Genomic DNA, 18,373 nt, shown 5'->3' with positions numbered 1-18,373 from the left:
CAAGCCAAGACAAGTGGGCCAAGCCGGTGTCGGCAATCCGAAGGGACATGTCAAACGCAGGGCACACGCAGACGTGGCCAGTATTCTCGGGAGTCACCCCAGATCGCTAATACCAGCTTGACCGATCAGCCCGACTGGGCCACCTCAAATACTCACAGTGTTCTCATTGGTCCCCCGCCGCCACGGAGAGTGCGGATCGCAGAAGAAGACCCGGCAGCCCGTCGCCACAGTGAACATCGCATGCTGCGCCATCTCCTGCCCCTGGTCCCAGGTGATCGTGCGCACCAGATCCTCCGGCAATCCCGCGATCATCCGGGCAAGCACATCGATCACCGTGGCACTGTCCCGCCGTCCGGGCAGATGCCCGATCAACACATACCGACTCGACCGCTCCACCAACGTAACCAAGCCCGAATTATCTGGCCCCACAACGAGATCACCTTCCTTACGTTGTAGCGGTGGGCGACATCAGGGTCCGGACATAAGGTCCTGATCGCTCTCCTTGGGACAGCGGGTATGGCTGAGATCGCCCTGCCGCAACGACGGCTCACTGGGAATGGCCACCCGCTGTCCTACTGCCAGCTCGACCGCTCATTGAGACTCGCGCACCGATCGTTGGGTAAGGACGTGCCGGCGCGGCTGTCAGGCAAGGAGACGCCCAGTAGGGACGACGATGGGGAGGGACTTCGTGAGCGAACTATGGGTAGGCATCGACGCCGGGAAACGCGCCCATCACTGCGTCGCGATCGACGCAGCAGGATCCGTGGTGTTGTCCAAGAGGATCGTCAACGACGAAAGTGCCCTCCTCGACCTGATCGCGGCAGTGCTCGCCACGGCGAACGGCGATCCCGTGGTCTGGGCCACCGACCTGAACACCGGTGGGCCGGCGCTGTTGCTCGCCTTGCTCGAAGCACACGGCCAGCAGGTGCTCTACATTCCCGGGCGGATCGTGCACCACGCCGCAGCGACCTATCGCGGGGACGGCAAGACCGACGCGAAGGACGCACGGATCATCGCCGACCAGGCCCGCATGCGCAGGGATCTTGGGCCTGTCCGAGCCGCCGACCAGATCAGCACCGATCTGCGACTGCTCACCTCGCATCGCACGGACTTGATCTACGACCGGGTCCGGATGATCAATCGCCTGCGGGCACTGCTGCTGGAGTACTTTCCCGCTCTCGAAGCGGCCTTCGACTACTCCAAGAAGGCGCCGTTGGTCCTGTTGAGTGGATTCCAGACAGCAGAGGCCATCCGACGCATGGGCGAAAGCCGGCTCGCGACGTGGCTGCGCAAACGCGGCTGCCGCAACAGTTCTCAGATGGCGGCCAAGGCGGTCGCCGCCGCGCACGCCCAGGACACCACGTTGCGCACCCAGCCGACGGGTGCAGCGCTCGTAGCACGCATGGCAGCCAAGATCACGGCACTCGACCTGGAGATCGCCGAGATCGATGCAACGATCACCGAACGGTTCGCCGCGCACCGTGACGCCGAGATCTTGACCAGCATGCCCGGCTTCGGCACCGTGCTGGCGGCGACCTTCCTGGCCAACACCGGCGGTGATCTGAGCGCATTCGGAACCGCCGACCGGCTCGCCTCGGTGGCCGGGGTGGCTCCTGCTCCCCGCGACTCGGGCAGGATCAGCGGCAACCACCACCGGCCCCGTCGCTTCAATCGGCGTTTGATGCGCACCTGCTACCTCGCCGCGCTGTCGAGTCTGAAGAGCAGTCCGTCCTCACGCAGGTTCTACGACCGCAAACGTTCCGAGGGTAAGAGTCACAAGCAGGCATTGATCGCGCTTGCACGCCGACGAATCGCTACCTTGTGGGCGATGCTGCGCGACCGCACCCACTACCAGGAGCCGGACCCGGTCAACCTCGCTCAAGCTGCTTGACAACAGCATTGAGATTCCCAATGCCCCGGCACCGCACGGTCGGTCACCTCCGCGGGACGATCGCTGAGCCGAGCCCCGTCCAGCCACGGCCTGGTGTTGCGCGCCGGCAGTTTCGATCGCGGCATCCGCTTGCTCCGCCCGGTCCGCAGCGCCTTGACCACGGTCAACTCGTGCCGCAGCGCACCTCGTCCCTGAACATAGAGTTCCTGGTAGATCGACTCGTGCGAGATGTGCATCTCCTTCCGATCCGGGAACATGATCTTCAGCTCCGCCGCGACCTGCTCGGGCGAGTACTTCAAGTTCAACAGATCGATTACGTGACCGCGCAATTCCAGGTCGTCGAGCTTGCGTGTCCGGGAGCGCGGTCGGTCACGCAACGCCCGGTAGTGGGCGATATCGGCGCTGTAGCGTTGTTCACCCCAGTCCGTGACACTGTGCGCCCGCACCTCCCTCGAGACGGTCGATACCGACACCCCGAGTTCGGCAGCGATCCGGCGCATCGACAACGGTTCCGGCAGCGTCAACGCGGCCTGGATGAACGATCGATCCGCCAAGGTCAATCGTCGATATGACCTACCAGGCGTCTGCGGGGGTTCGGCGTCGACCGGAAGCGGGGTCACCCCGCCCACCGCCCCCATGTTCAGATCCAGACCTGCGCTCGCCGCCCACCTGTCCACCGTCATCCTCGACACCCCCAGAGTGTCACCCAACGTCACGGTGGAGCTTCCACGGACCAGTCCTCGGTACGCTTCGGCTCGGGTCTCCCACGGAATCCTTCTTGCCACGTCTGCACCCCTTCATCCAGGGGTGTTGCGTTGGCTACCTGAATCCAAGCGGCGTTTCGCGACAAGATGTGCACACTCGAAAGCCTGTGCCGCTGCCTCGCGTCCCGGATCACGTGCCGCAGAATGTCCGGAAGCTCTCGGTGAACGATTGCGGGGCAGGCTCGGTGTACTCGGACCACTCGTCACGGCGGTCGAACGGATGCGTCACGACCTCGAGCAGCTTCTCGAAGGGCGCGAGGTCGCCGCCGGTCGCGGCTCGCAGGGCTGCGTCGAGCCGATGGTTGCGCGGGATGTAGAGCGGGTTCACGCGGTCCATCGCGTCCGCCGCCTCCGACGGTCCACGGCCCTGCTGCTGCAAGGCATTTCGCCAGCGTTCCAGCCACGGCCCGATGTGCTCGCGCGGTACGAGTCGGTCGAGCGGCGCCGGATCCCCACGCAGTTCGTCCGCGAGAGCGCGGAAGGTGCCCGTCCAGTCGGCGCCGTGGCCGGCCAGCAGGGTCAGCAGGTCGTCGATGAGCGCCCGATCCACGGACCCGCCCGTGAAGCCGAGTTTCGCGGCCATCCCCGCCGTGTAGTGGTTCTCGTACCGTTCGTCGAAGGTGTCGAGGACGGCGGTGATCGCGGCGATCGCGTCGTTCGGCTCGGAATCGACCAGTGTCAGCAAGGTTTCCGCGAGGCGCGCCAGATTCCACTTCAGGACGCGCGGCTGGTTCCCGAACGCGTAGCGACCGGTGTGGTCGATGGAACTGAACACCGCCGCCGGGTCGAACCCGTCGAGGAAGGCGCACGGACCGTAGTCGATGGTCTCGCCGGAGATGGTCGTGTTGTCGGTGTTCATCACCCCGTGTACGAAGCCCACCAGCATCCACCGCGCCACCAGCGACGCCTGCGCCTCGACCACCGCCTGGAAGAAGGCCAGGTACCGACCGTCCTCCCCCTGCTCCGGCAGGGAGGTGAGCTCCGGATAGTGGCGGGCGATCGCGTAGTCGGCGAGCGACTGCACGACCTCGCGCTGACGGACCGCGAACTCGAAGGTACCCACCCTCAGGTGACTGGACGCGACGCGCGCGAGCACGGCACCGGGTTCGACGCCGTCACGGTAGACCGGCCGGCCGGTCGCCACCACCGACAGCGACCGGGTGGTGGGGATCCCGAGCGCATACATCGCCTCGCTCACCAGGTACTCGCGCAGCATCGGCCCGACCACCGCGAAGCCGTCGCCGCCGCGGGAGAACGGCGTGGGCCCCGAACCCTTCAGATGCAGATCCGCGCGCCGACCGTCAGCGTCGACGAGTTCGCCGAGCAGCAACGCCCGTCCGTCCCCGAGGAGCGGGGCGTACCCACCGAACTGGTGACCGGCATAGGCCATCGCGACCGGCTTCGCCCCGACCGGCACCGCGGAGCCGGCCAGCACGGCGACACCGTCGTCGGTTCGCAGGGAGGCCGCGTCCAACCCCAGCGACGCCGCGAGGTCCTCGTTGAGCACGAGCAGCTTCGGGTCTGGTACCTCGGCGCCCTGCCACGGCACTGCCAACCCGCCCATCTCGTCGACGAACGTGCTCTCGAGGCCGGACACCGCGGTGCTCGTGCCTGTCGGGAAATCCGGGATCGTCGCCATCCCCCGAGCCTAGCCACCCCGCCGTGCGGTGCGCCGCGCGCACGACCGTCAGGTCGGTGCATGTGCACCGAGGAAGTCGTCGATCGCCTGCACAACCTGCGCCGGCTGTTCGTCGTGGGGATTGTGCCCGGCGTGCTCGATGATCCGCAGCGTCGAGCCGGGGATGCCGGTCGCGAGCTCGTGTTGGCATGCCGGTGGGAAGACGAAGTCGTCGCGGCCGCCGAGAACCAAGGTGGGGACCCTGATCTCGCCGAGCCGGTCGAGGACCGACCACCCCTTCAGCAGGTGGCGACCGGCGAAGATGAGCGGCTCGGGCCGGGGTCGCGAGCGCCACGCTCCGGCGGCGAGTTCGCGAGCCAGGACGCCGAGACTGTAGTGGTGGAAGTACGCACGCCCGATCCGCGCGAAGATCGGGTAGTACTCACGCGGGGTGAACTCGCCCGTGAACCAGCGCCGCACCAAGTCGGCGTCCGCGCGACTGTAGCCGCGTTCGAGCACGACCTCGGCGGCGTTCTGCCGTTCCCACCGGCTGTCGGCGCTGGTGTCGAGCAGGACGAGCTGCGAGACGCGGTCGGGGTAGCGCAGCGCGTATTCGAGCGCGACCTGCCCGCCGAACGAGTGTCCGAGCACCGCCCACCGCTCGAATCCGAGGTGCTCACGCAGGCCGTCGGCGTCCGCGGTCAGGTTCTCCCAGGTCATCGATTCGACGGGCGCACCGACCGAGCGACCGTTGCAGCGATGGTCGTAGAACACGAGCGTGAACCGATCCGCGCACGCCCGCAGCGACTGCATCGTCCACAGATCCGCGGACGGGCCACCATGCATGATCAGCAGCGGAGGGCCCTGCCCGACGACGTCGACATACAGGTGGGTGTCCCGAATCAGGATACGGCCGGGCCGAACGCGGCGCAGCCCGGCCCACCCGCGTGGACGAAGGAGATCTCCGCGGGGCGCAACCGCGTCCGTCGGAGGCTCCGATGTCCGGGCGGCACGTTCGATGTTGCGTTTCAGAACGCGCAACATGCGGGCCTGCATGATCCACACCATCGGCGGGAAGACCCAGAAATACACGAAACGGGCGACCCAGCGCGGACGGCCCGCCTGATATCCGCTGATCAGCAGGCGTGTGCGCCGACCGGGAAGGTCCTTCAGCAGAAAGCCCCACGATCCTTCGATGTAGGTGGCGGGGCGGGGTTGACGAGGGTCGAGAGTTCGGCCGCGTAGATCGCTCAGCCCGTGGAGACCGAGGAACCGGTTCTCCTCCATCGTCGCGACGGTGTATGCGTCTCCGGGACCCGCGCCGGGCGCCCAGTATCGGAGGGTGTCTCCGCACCGGAGGTCCTGCCACTCCGGATGAACCCGGCTCGCGCTCGGACGGCCCGCGTTGTCCAGGTGATCCCACGAGTACCAGCCGCCCCGGTCCCAGCCCATCTGCACCAGCCACGGCCACACCTGTTCGGGCGGGGCGTCGATGGTGATGGCCATGGCTCCCGATCGCTCGCCGTCGGGAACCAGCTCGGCGCCGGGGAACGGTCCGGTGATCTCGTCCTCGGTGGCTCCCCATCGCACGAGTCGAGGACGTATCACGCCGGCGTAGATGGCGGCCGCTGCCGCTCCCGCGATCCCGATGCCCGGTGCGAGTGCCATCCGTTGAGGGTGCGCCCGTTCGCTGAAGCTTCGCAAGGGCGCCGGATACGGTCGAGGTACGCGACCGTTCGGAGAGAAGGACGCACAGCATGAGCGCTGGTCCCGGCACGTTGTGGACGATCGGCCATTGGACCTGCCCGCCCGCCGTCGTGCTCGACACGCTCACCTCGGCGGATATCGAATTACTTGTCGACGTGCGCAAGATGCCGGGCTCGCGCCGGAGCCCGCAGTTCGACGCCGACGCGATGCCGGCCTGGCTCGACGGCGCCGGCATCGGATACCTGCACCTGGCCGAGCTCGGCGGCCGGCGCCCGAAGCAGAGGGACGTCGACCCTGCCCTCAACGCCGGGTGGCGGAACGCCGCTTTCAAGAACTACGCGGACTACACGCTCACGCCCGCCTTCGAGGCCGGGCTCGCGCGGCTCACCGGCCTCGCCTCGGACCGGCACGTCGCGATCATGTGCGGCGAGCCGATGCCCTGGCGCTGTCACCGCCTGCTGATCGCGAACGTCCTGACGGCGCGGGGATGGACGGTCGTACACCTGATGACCGACGCCGCTCCGAGGCGGCACGAGCTGGGACAGTGGGGTGCGGCACCGTCGGTGAGTCCCGACGGCGTCGTGACCTACCCGCAGACGACAGGAGACACCGCATGAGCGAGAAGTTCGCGGTCGGCGACCACGTCGGCTGGAATTCCGAGGCGGGCCGGGTCTCCGGCACGATCACGAAGGTTCACACGAAGGACTTCGAGTACAAGGGGCACACCCGTCACGCCACCGAGGACGAGCCCCAATACGAGATCGCCAGCGACAAGACCGATCACGTCGCCGCCCACAAGGGTTCCGCGCTGACCAAACTCGCGGACGGCGCCGGGTAGCTCGTCCTGCAGGGCGGCGTCGAACACCTCCAGGTCTCGCGTATCGATCGGCCGAGGCCGGCCGCGCCGCATCTGCCCACCGAACCGGTCGGTGTGCTCGCCCTGGCGGCTCTCGCCGCTCCCACCTCGGTGGTCCCGCTGCCGTAGCGCTGACCGGGCCCGGATGTGGCTGTGGGGCAGTACCGTCGTCACCCGATCCACGCCGGTGTAGCGCGCTGTCCATCGCGGCGCCCCACACCGCTGCGCAGATCCTTCTCGTCCGCCGTCGTAGTCAGGCCGGCACCCCGGAACCGCGCGAACGCTGCAGAGACGTCCCCGGATGTCTGCACCTCGACCCCGAAATGGTTCAAGTACTCTCGTACACGGTTTTCCGACCAGCACCGTCTTCAATGGCGGGTCGTCGACCACGAAGTTGGCGTATCCGGCGGGCTGCTTGTGCGGCGGCACCCCGAACAGAGTCGAGTAGAACGCGATCGCCGTTGCCACGTCCTTCGACGTTGAGCGCAAGCTGAACTCGGATGGTAGACATTGTCGTCACTTCTCCGGATTCGGACACCGGCCCGGGTCGTCCCCGTCGGACGCTCGTGACCGCGTGTCCCCCTTACAGACGCAGCCCGCGCTCGCGGACGCAGCCCGGCCGACGTCACGAACGCGGTGACACCCTCCGATGGGTGTGCACATCGTGTCGTCGCGCCCTGCTGCCGTGCCGCGACAAGATGTGCACAGTCGACAACCCCATCAGCGAATTCGCTGCTGCATCGACGCTCACTACCGGTGGATCCGCCTCGGCTCCTCGGCGGCGGCGCGGGCACCGGCTTCGTCGCCGAGTCGCTCGGCAAGGGTGTGCTGCGCCAGACCCGGCGGCAGCGCCGCGGAGAACTTCAGGCCCGACACCGCGCTCGCCGCAACCTCGGGCGCCCGCCAGGCGACGTTCGCGACCGCCGCAGCCACGTCACGCGGACCGATGCCCGGCAGCAGACGCAGCGACTTCTCGTCGATGCGCTGCCGAGGATCGACCAGCGTCGGCAGGGACGCCTGCAACGTTCGATTCGCGGCGGTGCCGGCCCAGGTCCACCACCGTCCGGTGCCTTCGGACGGCAACGCGACCACGGCCGCATCCGGATCGATCGCGGGTGTGTACCCGGCCCGCAGCTCCACGAGAGTGGCCTGCGCGCGGCGGGTCAGGGTGACGCCCGGCGGCGTCTCACCGAGCAGCACACACCGCATGCCCTGCGCGATCGCGTAGGACACGCCACCGCCGAGCCCCGACCACTTCGCTTTCCCACCGGAGTCGACAGGTTCGACGAAGCAGCGCCGCCGTGGCCAGTCCACGTGCGTGACCTTCCACGATCGACCACCGAGCAGGAGCACACGCGGACCGTCGACCTCCTCCACCAACAGGTCGGTACCGATGGTGCCGACCTCGTTACGCCCGGCGAGCACCGTGAATTCCGGTGGCGCGCTGAACACAGCGGTCAGGTCGGAGAAGTAGCGCCGTCCGAATCGCCGCTCGGCTTCCGGCCCGATGTGCAGAAATCCACTGTCGCGTTCGAAATAGCCTTCGGCACAGAGGAACTGCAGGATATCGTCGGCGGTGTCGTCGAAGATCGGCAGACTCCCCCACCAGTCGCGCCACGTCGCGACACCGATCCGGTGTTCCTGCAGACACAGCGCCATCAACTGTTGCGCGACAATGTGCCGCGGCGAAGGAGGCGGAACGATCGGCTCGACCCAGCCGCGCGCCCAGCGATCCAACATGCCGAGCGCGAGCAGTTCCTGTTCGTCGTCGAGGCACAGGAAAAGGCAGTTGCGGGTCGTGCCCGCGCGGCGACCGGTGCGGCCGAGTCGTTGCAGGAAGGACGCGACGGCGCGGGGCGCCCCGATCTGGATGACGCGGTCGAGGTCGCCGACGTCGATGCCGAGTTCGAGGGTGGAGGTGGCGACGATGACGGTGTCACGCGCTTCGGCGAATGCGGCTTCGGACTGACGGCGTTCGGCTGCGGACAGCGACGAGTGCGAGAGGAAGGTCGTCACGCCGCGTTCGCGGAGCGCTGCGCCGAGTTCCTCGGCGCGGCGACGGGAGTCGACGAATACCAGGCGTTTCTCCCCCTGGTGTAGGGACGCGATGACGGTCGCAGCATTGGCGACGGATCCGACGTAGTCGACGGTGATGTCCGGCGCGGCCGCGGGACCGTCGACGACGGGTGCAACAACCCGCTTGGCGCGCCTGCTGAATCCACCTTGCAGCCAGGACAACAACTCGTCCGGGTTGCCGACGGTGGCGGACAGCCCGATGCGCTGAATGTCTCGCCCTGCGACGCGCGCCAGCCGTTCGAGGACCGCGAGCAGGTGCCAGCCACGATCGTCGCCGGCGAACGCGTGCACCTCATCGACGACGACGGCGCGCAGACCGGAGAACAAGACCCGCGGATCCACCTTGGTGGACACCAGCATTGCTTCGAGCGATTCGGGGGTGGTGAGCAGAATGTCAGGGCGCTCCCGCAGGATCTTCTGCCGCGCGGATTGTCCGACATCGCCGTGCCACACCGCCGCGGTGCGGCCGAGCCATTGGGCGTAGTCGTGCAGGCGTGGCTGCAGGTTGTTCAGTAGCGCGCGCAGTGGGCACACGTACAGGACGGACACGCCCTGCCAGTCCTGCTCGGCCATCGCCGACAGCAGCGGGAATGCGGCGGCTTCGGTTTTGCCGCCGGCGGTCGGAGCGAGCACGAGCGCGTCCTCGCCCGCAAGGATCGGCGCGACCGCGGCTGCCTGGGTTGGTCGGAGCCCGTTCCAGCGCAGGGTGTTCGCGAGGTGGTACTGAACTCCCGGATGCAGGAGAGCGAAGGCGTCGTCGGTCACGAATCGAGCCGTTCGGTCGCGTTGTGGTCGGGCACCCGTCGATCATTCGTGGTCCGGGAAGACGAGGCAACTTCACCTCGGATGTTTGCTGGCGCGTGCGCTGGCGTGATGCCCGGACGGAATGACAGAGAGCCAATGAGCGAAATCAATTCGTCGGATCTACTCAGAGCTGAGACGTGGCTGCAGTAATCATCGAGTGGTCAACTCGAACGCGTCTATCAACGCGGCACGGAGTTCATCGCGGCGGCCGGGCCGGTCGATGCCTGGCGGCGACGGCGAGGGTCCGAAGACAACCCGTGTCGCCGGCGTGACAGCACCGAACGAGTGGGCTCTCCAGCCGTCTTGAACCTTCGCACCCAGCACAAGAACGGACTTCGGATGGTGAATCAGCTCGACGAAGGCCCGGAAGTATTCTCGTCCTCTAGCGAGCTCATCGTCGTCCGGATCGAATCGGCGGATCTGGAACGGGCAGATGTTCCAAGCCACACACCGACGCCGGTCGATCTCCAGTTCACGGAACAGATCGAACAACGTGGCGGCCACCCTGTCGTCGTTGTCCAGCGAGATCAATCGGGAAGGGCCTCGATTCGGATCTGCATCCGCCTGTGGAGCCTTGAGCAACAGGATGACATCCGCATCCACACCGCCGTAAGTCGGATCGAGGTAAGGAAGACGATCGGTGCGGTGCTCGCGTTGGCTGATGCGCCACACCAATCGATTCAGCTCTACAACGGACGGCGCCTCTTTCGCTTGCTGTATCCGCTGCACACGGAGCGCGTCGTCTTTCAGCGCACGCGCGCTACTTGGATATCGAGGATTACTCATCGAGTCGCAGCCTACCCGGCATCGCTCGCGCCAATCCTTAACCTAGTCCGCTTTCCCTGGCTACGCAGCAGCGCTGTCGATTCAGGTGAAACCTCAATGACGATTCGTCGGCGGATTCGGACGTTCAGGATCACGGAGTTCCGAGGGTGATGCAATCGGCAGTCTCGGTCGCAAATCGTCACACGGTTAGGTCACAGATCCAATTCGACGTCGTCGGCGCTGACTGCCTCCCGCTCGGCTGCGGACATCTCCGATGCAGCAATCTTCACGTCGTAGTCGGTGTACGGGTCGAAGTCCGGGTGCAGTTCGATGACGTCGAGCACGTCGACGAGTTTCCGCAGGAAGAGTCGTGGCGCGATCCCGACCCGTCCGCCGAGCCCCCCGGCGACCGCGGCAGCGAAGCGGCGCAGGAATTCGTCGTCGGCGGTTGCGCGGACCCGCTCTGCAGAGTCGATTCCGCTGCAGAACAATTCGCGTACCCGTCCACCTAGTTCGACGAGCCGGTCCAGATCGAAGCCGGTGAGGCGCAGTTGCGGTGCGCGGGGGTTGTCGAAGCGCGGGTCGCGGGAGAAGTCGGTGTGCAACCGGTCCGCGAGCGGCGGCAGCAACTGGATGCCCTGTCGGCCCTCGAAGAACGCGGGGGTTCCGGTGATGAGCAGGTACAGGCCTGGGAAGTGCCCGTCGTGTACCTCGTCGACGAGTTGCCGCAACGCGTTCAATGCCTTCGCGCGGGCATCGGACCGGACACGTTGCAGCGTTTCGACCTCGTCGAGCACCAGCAGCAGCCCGGCGTTGCCGGCGTCGGCGAGCACCGCGAGCAGTCCACGGAGAAAGCCGAGGGCGAGGAAATGATCGAGGTCGCCCTTGATGCCGGCGCGGCGTTTGACCGCCGCCGCCACGTGCGGTTGCCCACCGAGCCACGCCACGAGGCCGTCGGCCCCATCGTTGTCGCCGTCGGCGAGCATCCGCCGGTACGCGCGGATTGCCATGGGGAACACCGGTGCTCGGGTGGCGACGTCGGCGAGGCGGCGTTCGAGCAGGTCGTCGACGGTCACGCCCTGCTGCGCGGCGTCGTCCTCGATGGTGAACAGCCACGCGTCGAGGATCGGTCGCAGCGCGGACGGCGGGACCGATGCGGTGCGCAGCGACTCGATGCTGCGCCGATACACCGTTTCGAGTTTGTGCAGCGGCGTGTCGATCTCGTTGATCTGCACCTCCGCGACCGCGAACCCGCGCTTCATGGCGCGGTCGGCGAGCCAGCGGGCGAAGAACGTCTTGCCGGAGCCGTAATCGCCGCGCACCGCCTTGAACATGGCGCCGCCCCCGGCGACCACCGACAGTTCCGTGTCGAGTTCGGTTTCGAAACGTCCCAGCCCGACGGCCAACTGGTCGAGACCGTTGGACGGGACGGTGCCGCGGCGCAGCGCGTCGAGGATCTCCCGGCGTCGACGCGGCGAAACCGGCGCTGTCACGAGCCGATCCCGAACTGCTCCCGCAATGCCGCTTCGTCGAGCCCGACGACACCGCCGTCGAGCAGAAGCACCTCGTAGCCTTCGACGTCGAGCACCCGCTTGATCTGTAGCAGCGCACCGCCGACTCGGGCCGGGGCGATGCCGAGCAGGCTCGCGGCCTGTTGGGTGGTCAGTTCTCGGGCCGGTGCCGCGAGCAGCGCGGTAAGCAGCGCCCGGATCTGCTCGGGCTCCACCACTATTCGTCCGGCAAGCCGCTTCTGGTCGGCGAATACCGCGGTCGCGATCACCTGGTTGGCGAGGTTCACGGTGACGGGGGCCGGATCGTCGGCGTCGAACAGGGTGGGCGCCGCCTGTTTCGCGGGTGCAGGCGCCACCGGCGTCTCACCGGGTGCTGCGATCTGCACGGGGGCGTACCACCACCGCGGTTCGACGGGATCGAGCTCGGTGAGGGTGGCCGGGCGTTCCCCGGTGTGGAATGCGAGTACCGGCACGAGCACTTCGGCGGGTGCGGCTCCGCCGTGGTAGCCGGCGTTCACCGGCCCGTAGCGGACGGTCTCGTCGACCGCGAGCACCACCGTGTTGCTGTCGGTCAGCACCCGCGGGCCGCGGACCACGATCTCCCCGTCCTCGACGTGCGCGAGGTCGCCGTGTGCACGCTGGCCGTAGAGGTTCGCGCGGTCACGTTTGGCGCTGGTGCGCCGTTCGATGATGTGGCCGTGATCGGACGTGACGATCACTGCGCGCCCGGCGCGCTGCGCGGCCTGCAACAACGCCCGCAGATGGGTGATGGTGCCGAGGCCCCAATCGGTTCCGCCCGGATCGGTGTGGTGAAGGGTGTCGTCGACGAAATTGAGCACCGCCGCGACGAGCGGCCGGCCGGCGGTGTCGGCGATCGCGTTGGCGACTTCGGTGGCCAGGTCCGCGCCCGCGGGCACGGTGTCGAGCGCCTTCTTGTGGAAGATCGGGTCGACACGGCCGGGTGCTGCTTCGAGTCCCGCCGCGCGCAGCGCGTCGAGAAATCCGGCACGTTCGGCTGCGTCGTTGCCTTCGCGCAGGTCACCGGTCAGCAGCGAGCAGCGGCTTCGTTGCGTGAGTGTGGGCAGCACCGCCAGCGCGGCGGTTCGACGGGAGTTGCCGAGCACCGCGGCTTCGCTCCATCCGGTTTCGGCTGCGGCGGCGGCGATATCGGTGGACGCAGCGATCGACAGTGCGTCGACGACGACCAGCAACGTGGGTCGGGCTTTCGCCAGTGGCAGCACGACGGTGCGCAGCAGCTGTTCGACGACCGGCCCGGTGGGCTGCGGCGTATCGGCGAGCACCGCGGCGAACCGGCGGTCGTGTCCGCGACGACGCGCCGTGACGAGGTCGATGACACGGGTGATGGCGTCGGCGAGCGCGCGATGGTCGGTACCGCGGTGCGCGGCGGCCAGGGCGGCGTCGACCCAGCCGTCCCCGTCGACGTATCGCCGGGCGTGAGCGTCCAGGCCGCCGGTGGAAGGGGTGTCGACGGCGAGCCAGCGCAGCAACCGCACGGCGGCTTCGGCGGCCCGGTAGGACGACGAGGTACGCGCGGACAGGTGCCGGAGCGTCTGCTGCCACGCCGACTCGACGCTGTCGAGTCCGCCTTGTTTCGGTCCGAACTCGGGGTCACCGGGAAGAGCCACCTCGATGGCGTTGGCAAGCGCGTCGAGTCGGGCGGTAAGGCCCTGTGGGAGCAGTTCGGAGCGGCCCGCGAGACCGTCGATTCCGAGTTCACGCGCATGCGTGGCCGCGGAATCGAGTACGGCGCGTCTTTCGCTGTCGGTGAGAGTGCCGATCACGAGGCCGGACGAGTCGTCGTGCCAGGCGGCCAGGTCCTCGTTCGAAAGACCGGTCAGCCCGTAACGACCGAGAAACAGACCGCGGGCGAGGTCGCTGCCGGGATCGGTGAACAGGCCGGCGAGCAACCCGAGCGGGACCAGGTCGGCGATGCGCTGGCCTTTGAGCAGTGCGGCAACAGGTTTGGCGAGACGTCCGGCGCGTTCAGCGATCCACGCGGTGGTCGCGGCGACGAGTTCGGCGCCGCCGTCGGTGCGCAGCCGGTCGAATTCGGCGGTGACGCCGGGCCGGCGACTCCATTCGAGGACGACGAGGGTGTCGACCTCGGTAGCGGGGTCGTCGGTCATCGCCAGCGCGCCACGCGCAACGGCTGACATCGCGTGCGCGCGGGTGAGGACCCCGCCCGGCGCGGGAGTGACCGCGGCCGTGGGGATCGCGGCGAGCAACCCCATCGCGAGAGCACGATCGTTGGCCACCCGGTAGAGGGCGGGTTCGACGGTGGTCGCCGAGAACATGGACCGCAACGCATCCCACGGGTCGGGGCTGATGAGGCGGCCGTCGAGGAAATGCGCGAGCACCCCGACGCCGAGGTCCGATTCCTCGATGGGAGTGAGCACGACGAGCCACTCATCGTGGTTGCGCTGTTCGAGCGCCTCCCACACCGCGAAAGTCGACGGGCACGGCACGACCGTGACGGGCACGCCGTCGTGTACGAACGTGCCACCGTCCCATTTCGGGGTGGCGCGCAGCCCGAGGACTCCGTTCCGGTACCGCTTCTCGACGGCTTTCGCGAGCTTGGCTGCGATGATGGGGCGGGTCGCGGTGAGGGTGCTCACTCGACCCACCACTTCACGCGCAGACCCGGCCCGTGTTTGGCGAATTCCTTGCGCAGCCTTTCTGTGACAGCAGCGACTGCGCGCTCCTCATCGAGGAGGATCACGGTGTCCGGATCGGTGTTCACTTTCTTGCCCGGCGGAAGTGGCGGCGGCGGAGGCGGAGGCGGAGGCGGATTGTTCCCGACCACCCACTCCACCAGGCGGGTTTCCGAATCGTTGAGTTCCGCCGATAGCGATGTACCAGGGGTCGCGACCAGCTCGCGCAGCTTCTTCAGAATGACGCGCGCGGATTCGCCTCGCTCGCCACCGGTTTCGGCACCGTCGAGGAGACTCCCGACCAGCTTCCACTGGAAGGTACGCAGCGCCGCTGCGTCCTGTCCGGCTTCGGAACGCAGATTCCCTGCGGTCGGTAGTTCCACCGGTAGCTCAACCGTAGCCAGCAAATCGATGAGCGCGACGTTTCCGGATGTCACTGCCATCTTTTCGAGGAATTCGAGGAGAGCACGAGCGGCGCCGAGTCGGTCGGTCGTCGTGGTATCCAGGCCCAGCACGCGGTGTGCATCTGCGAGCCGTTCCACCAGTTGCCGCAGCTCCGAAGTCCGCTCCCCCGCCTTGATCCGCACCTGCTGGGCGAAGTCGGCGACGTTCGCGCCGGTGAGATAGGTGCGCGGGATGGTGTAGCCGAACAGCTGGGTGGCGGCGAGTCGAGCGGCGTCCCAGGCCTTCTGCTCGGGCAGTTCCTCGGCGCGCAGTTCGATGCTCTCGCGCATCCGCCCCAGTGTCGGTGCCGGGACCGGGGATCCGGCTTCGAACCAGGCTCGTTTGCGGAGCAGCGCCCAGGCCGCGACGATCAGGTCGCGGGCCTCGGGCCGCAGCCCCCACGCCGGGCTGACCGCGTCGATACGGCGTTGCAGCACGCCGACGGTGACGCGATCGGTGTCGGCCGCGGCACGGTCGAGTTCCCCGGCCCAGAACGCGAAGGTGTCCTCCCCGAAGAGGAAGTGGTCCTCGGTGGCCTTGCCGACCTTCAGCGGACCGGCGACACGCTGCGCGACCTTACGTTCGGGACCTGCAGTCGGGACCCGGCCCTGCCGGTCGGCCACGGCCTGCTCGACGAAACCGCGGACGACCTCGTAGTGGCGGGCGGTGATCTCCTCGCTCGGGCTCGGGTACTGCGGGTGGTTCGGATACAGCGCGGCGAATGCCTGGTCGACGACCTTGTCGAACGCATCCTCAAGGTTCAGCGCGGTCGGAAGCTTGGGGCTGAAATCCTTGCTGAGCGAGACGAGGATCTCGGTGTGGCCCGGGTCGTCGATGAATCGCTTCGGGTCCGGCGCCTCGATGCCGTAGGCCTGTTCGAGGAGCCGCTCGAACGAGTGGAGCGTGCCGCGGTACAGGTTTTCGAGGATGCCTCGGGCCTGCGCGCGATCCGACGGGGACAGGTGATCGGTGTTCTCCTGCCAGCGGTCGCCGGTGCCGGTGAACAACCAGTCGAGCTTGACCAGTAGTGCAAGGTCCTGCAGTGCTTCATCGGAGAAGAATTTCGGCAGCCACACGATGGTGTGGCGGTCGCCGTCGGCGAGGAGCCTGTCGATGCGGGCGATGTCGTCGGCGGCGGAGAAGTTCTGTTCGTCGAACGGGTAGTCGACGACGAGCCGCCACGTGCCGGGACGGTTGTCGAAGTTCTGTTCGGGCACCGATGAGGCGTCGCGGACGTTGCCGAACACGACGTCGACCTCGCGGCGGGATCCGCGCCAGATCACTGTGCGGGTGGCGCCACCGGCGAGGTCGTCCTGCTTGCTGTCGACGCCGAGCGCCTTGTGCACGAGGGTGCGGATGAGCACCTTGCGTTTGCCGAGGTTGTCTTCTCCGCGGATGCGTTCGAGCACCGAGTTGTAGTCGACGTTGGCGAGCTGCACCCGGATGATCGGGTTGGTGCCCTCGGAGACGGTGATCTCGGGGACGTCCTTGGCCCATTCCCGGACGACGCCGAGGACGACGCGGGCTTCGCCGCCCTTCATGCGGGTCTTGATCGAGCCGTGGTTGAGGGCGGCGAGGCGGGATGCGGTGAGGTCGCGCAGCGCCGGAACCTTGGGGGCGATCGCCGAGAGCAAGAGCGTCTTGGCGATGCGGTCGTGTGCGCGGAACCCAGCAGGCACCGACTCGGGGTCCGTTTCGAGCTGCTCAGCGGTCACCTGATGGCGGGCGAGCAGCAACGGCAGCAGCTTGTCCTTGTAGAGGTTGGCGGCGGCGGTGAACAGGGTGCCGGCGACGCCGTCGATGGGGTCTTCACCGTCGACGATGGGGCCGAAGGCGTCGCCGACGGGAATGAGGTCGGCGGTGGTGAGTGTGTCGCGCCGTTCGACGAGCATGCGCTGCATGACCTTCAGGGCGGTGCGGTCGCGCTGCATCACCGATGCCAGTTCCCGCAGGGTCGCCACGAGCGCCGGCGAGAACGGGTAGGTGAGCCGGAATTCATGTTCGGAGGCGCCGCGATAGTCCTCGGTGGTGTTCATCGAGTCGCGCAGCACGTCCCACACCTCGGGGCTGCGGGTGACCGCACGGAACGCGTCGTCGAGGACCTGCCGCGCCTGGTCGTCCTTGGGCTGCAGCAATCGAACGTTCGCGACCTCGGCGAGGTTGTCGTTGCCGAGTTCGATGGTGCGGAACCGGCCCTGCTGGTACTGCAGGGCACGGTCGGTCGCTTCCTGTTCGGAGCCGGATGCGCCGGCATCGGCGAGCCATTTGCGCAGGTCCATCTGGCGGGAGATGAACGAGATCAGCGGGATGGGTCGCGGGTTGCCAGCGGCCTCGACGAGTTTGGTGATCTTCTGCGATTCGCGGCCGAAGAACTCGTTGCTGCGGACCGAGAAGATCAGCCACAGGATCAGCTCGTCGAGGAACAGCACCACCGCGTCGTAGCCGAGGGACTTGGCGTGCTCGGACAACACGGCAAGGCCGCGGTCGATGTCGATGTAGTCAGCCTGTTCGACGAAGGACGAGAAGTAGCTGCGCACCAGCGCGGAGACCAGTTCCTTCCGCAGTTCGCTCTCGGCCGGTGCGGCCAGGGCACTCTGGTAGCGGTCGACAGTCCAGCCGTCGCTGAGCACCCCTCCCCAGCCGTCGTCGGCCGCGGTGTCCGAGTCGCCGCCGAGGCCGGCGAGGAACTGCTCGTCGCCGATGCGTTCGCGCAGGTTCTCGGCGTCGGCGAGCAGGGAATCCGAGACGTGCAGGGCCGGCAACGGCGCTTCCGGGTGCAGCCGGGCGATCTGACGCACGTACCCCTGGAAGATGGCCTGTTCGAGGGATTTCGCACCGATGAGGTGGTACGTGAGGCGCAGGATCTTCTTGCCGGCGAGTTCGCCGTCGTAGCGGCCGGTGAGGTCGCGGAACCGATCGACGCGCAGCGCCGGATGGTTGCCGAGCAGCGCGTAGAGCACGGCCATGAAGTGCGACTTACCGGAACCGAACGAGCCGGCGAGGTACGCGCCACGGGAGGTGTTCTTCTTGATCGCGTCGGCGATGAGGGCGATCGCGGAGGCGAAGTTGTCCTTGAGCGAGTCGGTGAGGACGTAGGCGTCGAGGGTGTCGCGGATGTGCGCATCGTCATCGGTGCTGTCGGTCAGCCGCAGCACGTAGTCGTCGGCGCCGATACGTTCGGGGATGTCAATGACGTCCCGCAGCAGGATGCTCACGCTTTCCCTGCCCTCCTTCGTGGTCCTCGTGACGCAGCGGCCCCGAAGCG

At 67.5% G+C, this 18,373-nt stretch carries 11 protein-coding genes and 1 pseudogene; 3 read left to right on the top strand and 9 right to left on the bottom strand.

Going from position 1 to position 18,373, the window contains the following annotated elements:
* Positions 1-156: 156 nt before the first annotated feature.
* Positions 157-447, bottom strand: a pseudogene (locus tag ACWDUD_RS04665) (IS30 family transposase); the annotation flags it as partial.
* 226 nt (positions 448-673) lie between these two features.
* Between ACWDUD_RS04665 and ACWDUD_RS04660 the strand changes: the two are divergent.
* Positions 674-1,891, top strand: coding sequence for an IS110 family RNA-guided transposase (locus tag ACWDUD_RS04660; RefSeq protein WP_248676135.1), 1,218 nt, complete (start codon positions 674-676; stop codon positions 1,889-1,891).
* Here the strand turns inward: ACWDUD_RS04660 and ACWDUD_RS04655 are convergent.
* The 3 genes from ACWDUD_RS04655 to ACWDUD_RS04645 form a co-directional block, all read right to left on the bottom strand.
* Positions 1,879-2,574: an IS30 family transposase gene (locus ACWDUD_RS04655; protein WP_450108486.1), complete on the bottom strand. Its 696-nt coding sequence runs from the start codon at positions 2,572-2,574 to the stop codon at positions 1,879-1,881. The genes ACWDUD_RS04660 and ACWDUD_RS04655 overlap by 13 nt on opposite strands.
* A gap of 211 nt (positions 2,575-2,785) precedes the next feature.
* Entirely contained in the window at positions 2,786-4,294 is a 1,509-nt protein-coding gene (locus ACWDUD_RS04650; RefSeq protein WP_450108485.1) for a protein adenylyltransferase SelO, read from the bottom strand.
* A gap of 48 nt (positions 4,295-4,342) precedes the next feature.
* On the bottom strand, positions 4,343-5,941 hold the full coding sequence (locus tag ACWDUD_RS04645) for an alpha/beta fold hydrolase (protein ID WP_450108484.1): 1,599 nt from the start codon (positions 5,939-5,941) through the stop codon (positions 4,343-4,345).
* Between the two features lie 89 nt (positions 5,942-6,030).
* Between ACWDUD_RS04645 and ACWDUD_RS04640 the strand changes: the two genes are divergently transcribed.
* A complete protein-coding gene (locus tag ACWDUD_RS04640; RefSeq protein ID WP_450108483.1) occupies positions 6,031-6,597 on the top strand; it encodes a DUF488 domain-containing protein in 567 nt (188 codons plus the stop codon).
* Positions 6,594-6,818, top strand: coding sequence for a DUF2945 domain-containing protein (locus tag ACWDUD_RS04635; RefSeq protein ID WP_450108482.1), 225 nt, complete (start codon positions 6,594-6,596; stop codon positions 6,816-6,818). Before ACWDUD_RS04640 ends, ACWDUD_RS04635 begins: the two co-directional genes overlap by 4 nt.
* Positions 6,819-7,586: 768 nt before the next feature.
* Here the strand turns inward: ACWDUD_RS04635 and ACWDUD_RS04630 are convergent.
* From ACWDUD_RS04630 to ACWDUD_RS04610, 5 genes are all read right to left on the bottom strand, one after another.
* Complete coding sequence (locus ACWDUD_RS04630) at positions 7,587-9,677, bottom strand: DEAD/DEAH box helicase (RefSeq protein ID WP_450108481.1); 2,091 nt, start codon at positions 9,675-9,677, stop codon at positions 7,587-7,589.
* A gap of 189 nt (positions 9,678-9,866) precedes the next feature.
* Complete coding sequence (locus ACWDUD_RS04625) at positions 9,867-10,502, bottom strand: hypothetical protein (protein ID WP_450108480.1); 636 nt, start codon at positions 10,500-10,502, stop codon at positions 9,867-9,869.
* A 191-nt stretch (positions 10,503-10,693) separates the two neighbouring features.
* Positions 10,694-11,974: a BREX system ATP-binding protein BrxD gene (brxD, locus tag ACWDUD_RS04620; RefSeq protein ID WP_450108479.1), complete on the bottom strand. Its 1,281-nt coding sequence runs from the start codon at positions 11,972-11,974 to the stop codon at positions 10,694-10,696.
* Positions 11,971-14,628, bottom strand: coding sequence for a BREX-2 system phosphatase PglZ (gene pglZ / locus ACWDUD_RS04615; RefSeq protein ID WP_450108478.1), 2,658 nt, complete (start codon positions 14,626-14,628; stop codon positions 11,971-11,973). The genes brxD and pglZ overlap by 4 nt, the downstream gene beginning before the upstream one ends.
* Complete coding sequence (locus ACWDUD_RS04610; protein WP_450108477.1) at positions 14,625-18,323, bottom strand: DUF6079 family protein; 3,699 nt, start codon at positions 18,321-18,323, stop codon at positions 14,625-14,627. Before ACWDUD_RS04610 ends, pglZ begins: the two co-directional genes overlap by 4 nt.
* Positions 18,324-18,373: the final 50 nt, after the last annotated feature.

This window comes from Rhodococcus sp. NPDC003382 (assembly GCF_053589135.1).
This window is presented reverse-complemented; position numbering and strand designations above follow the sequence as displayed.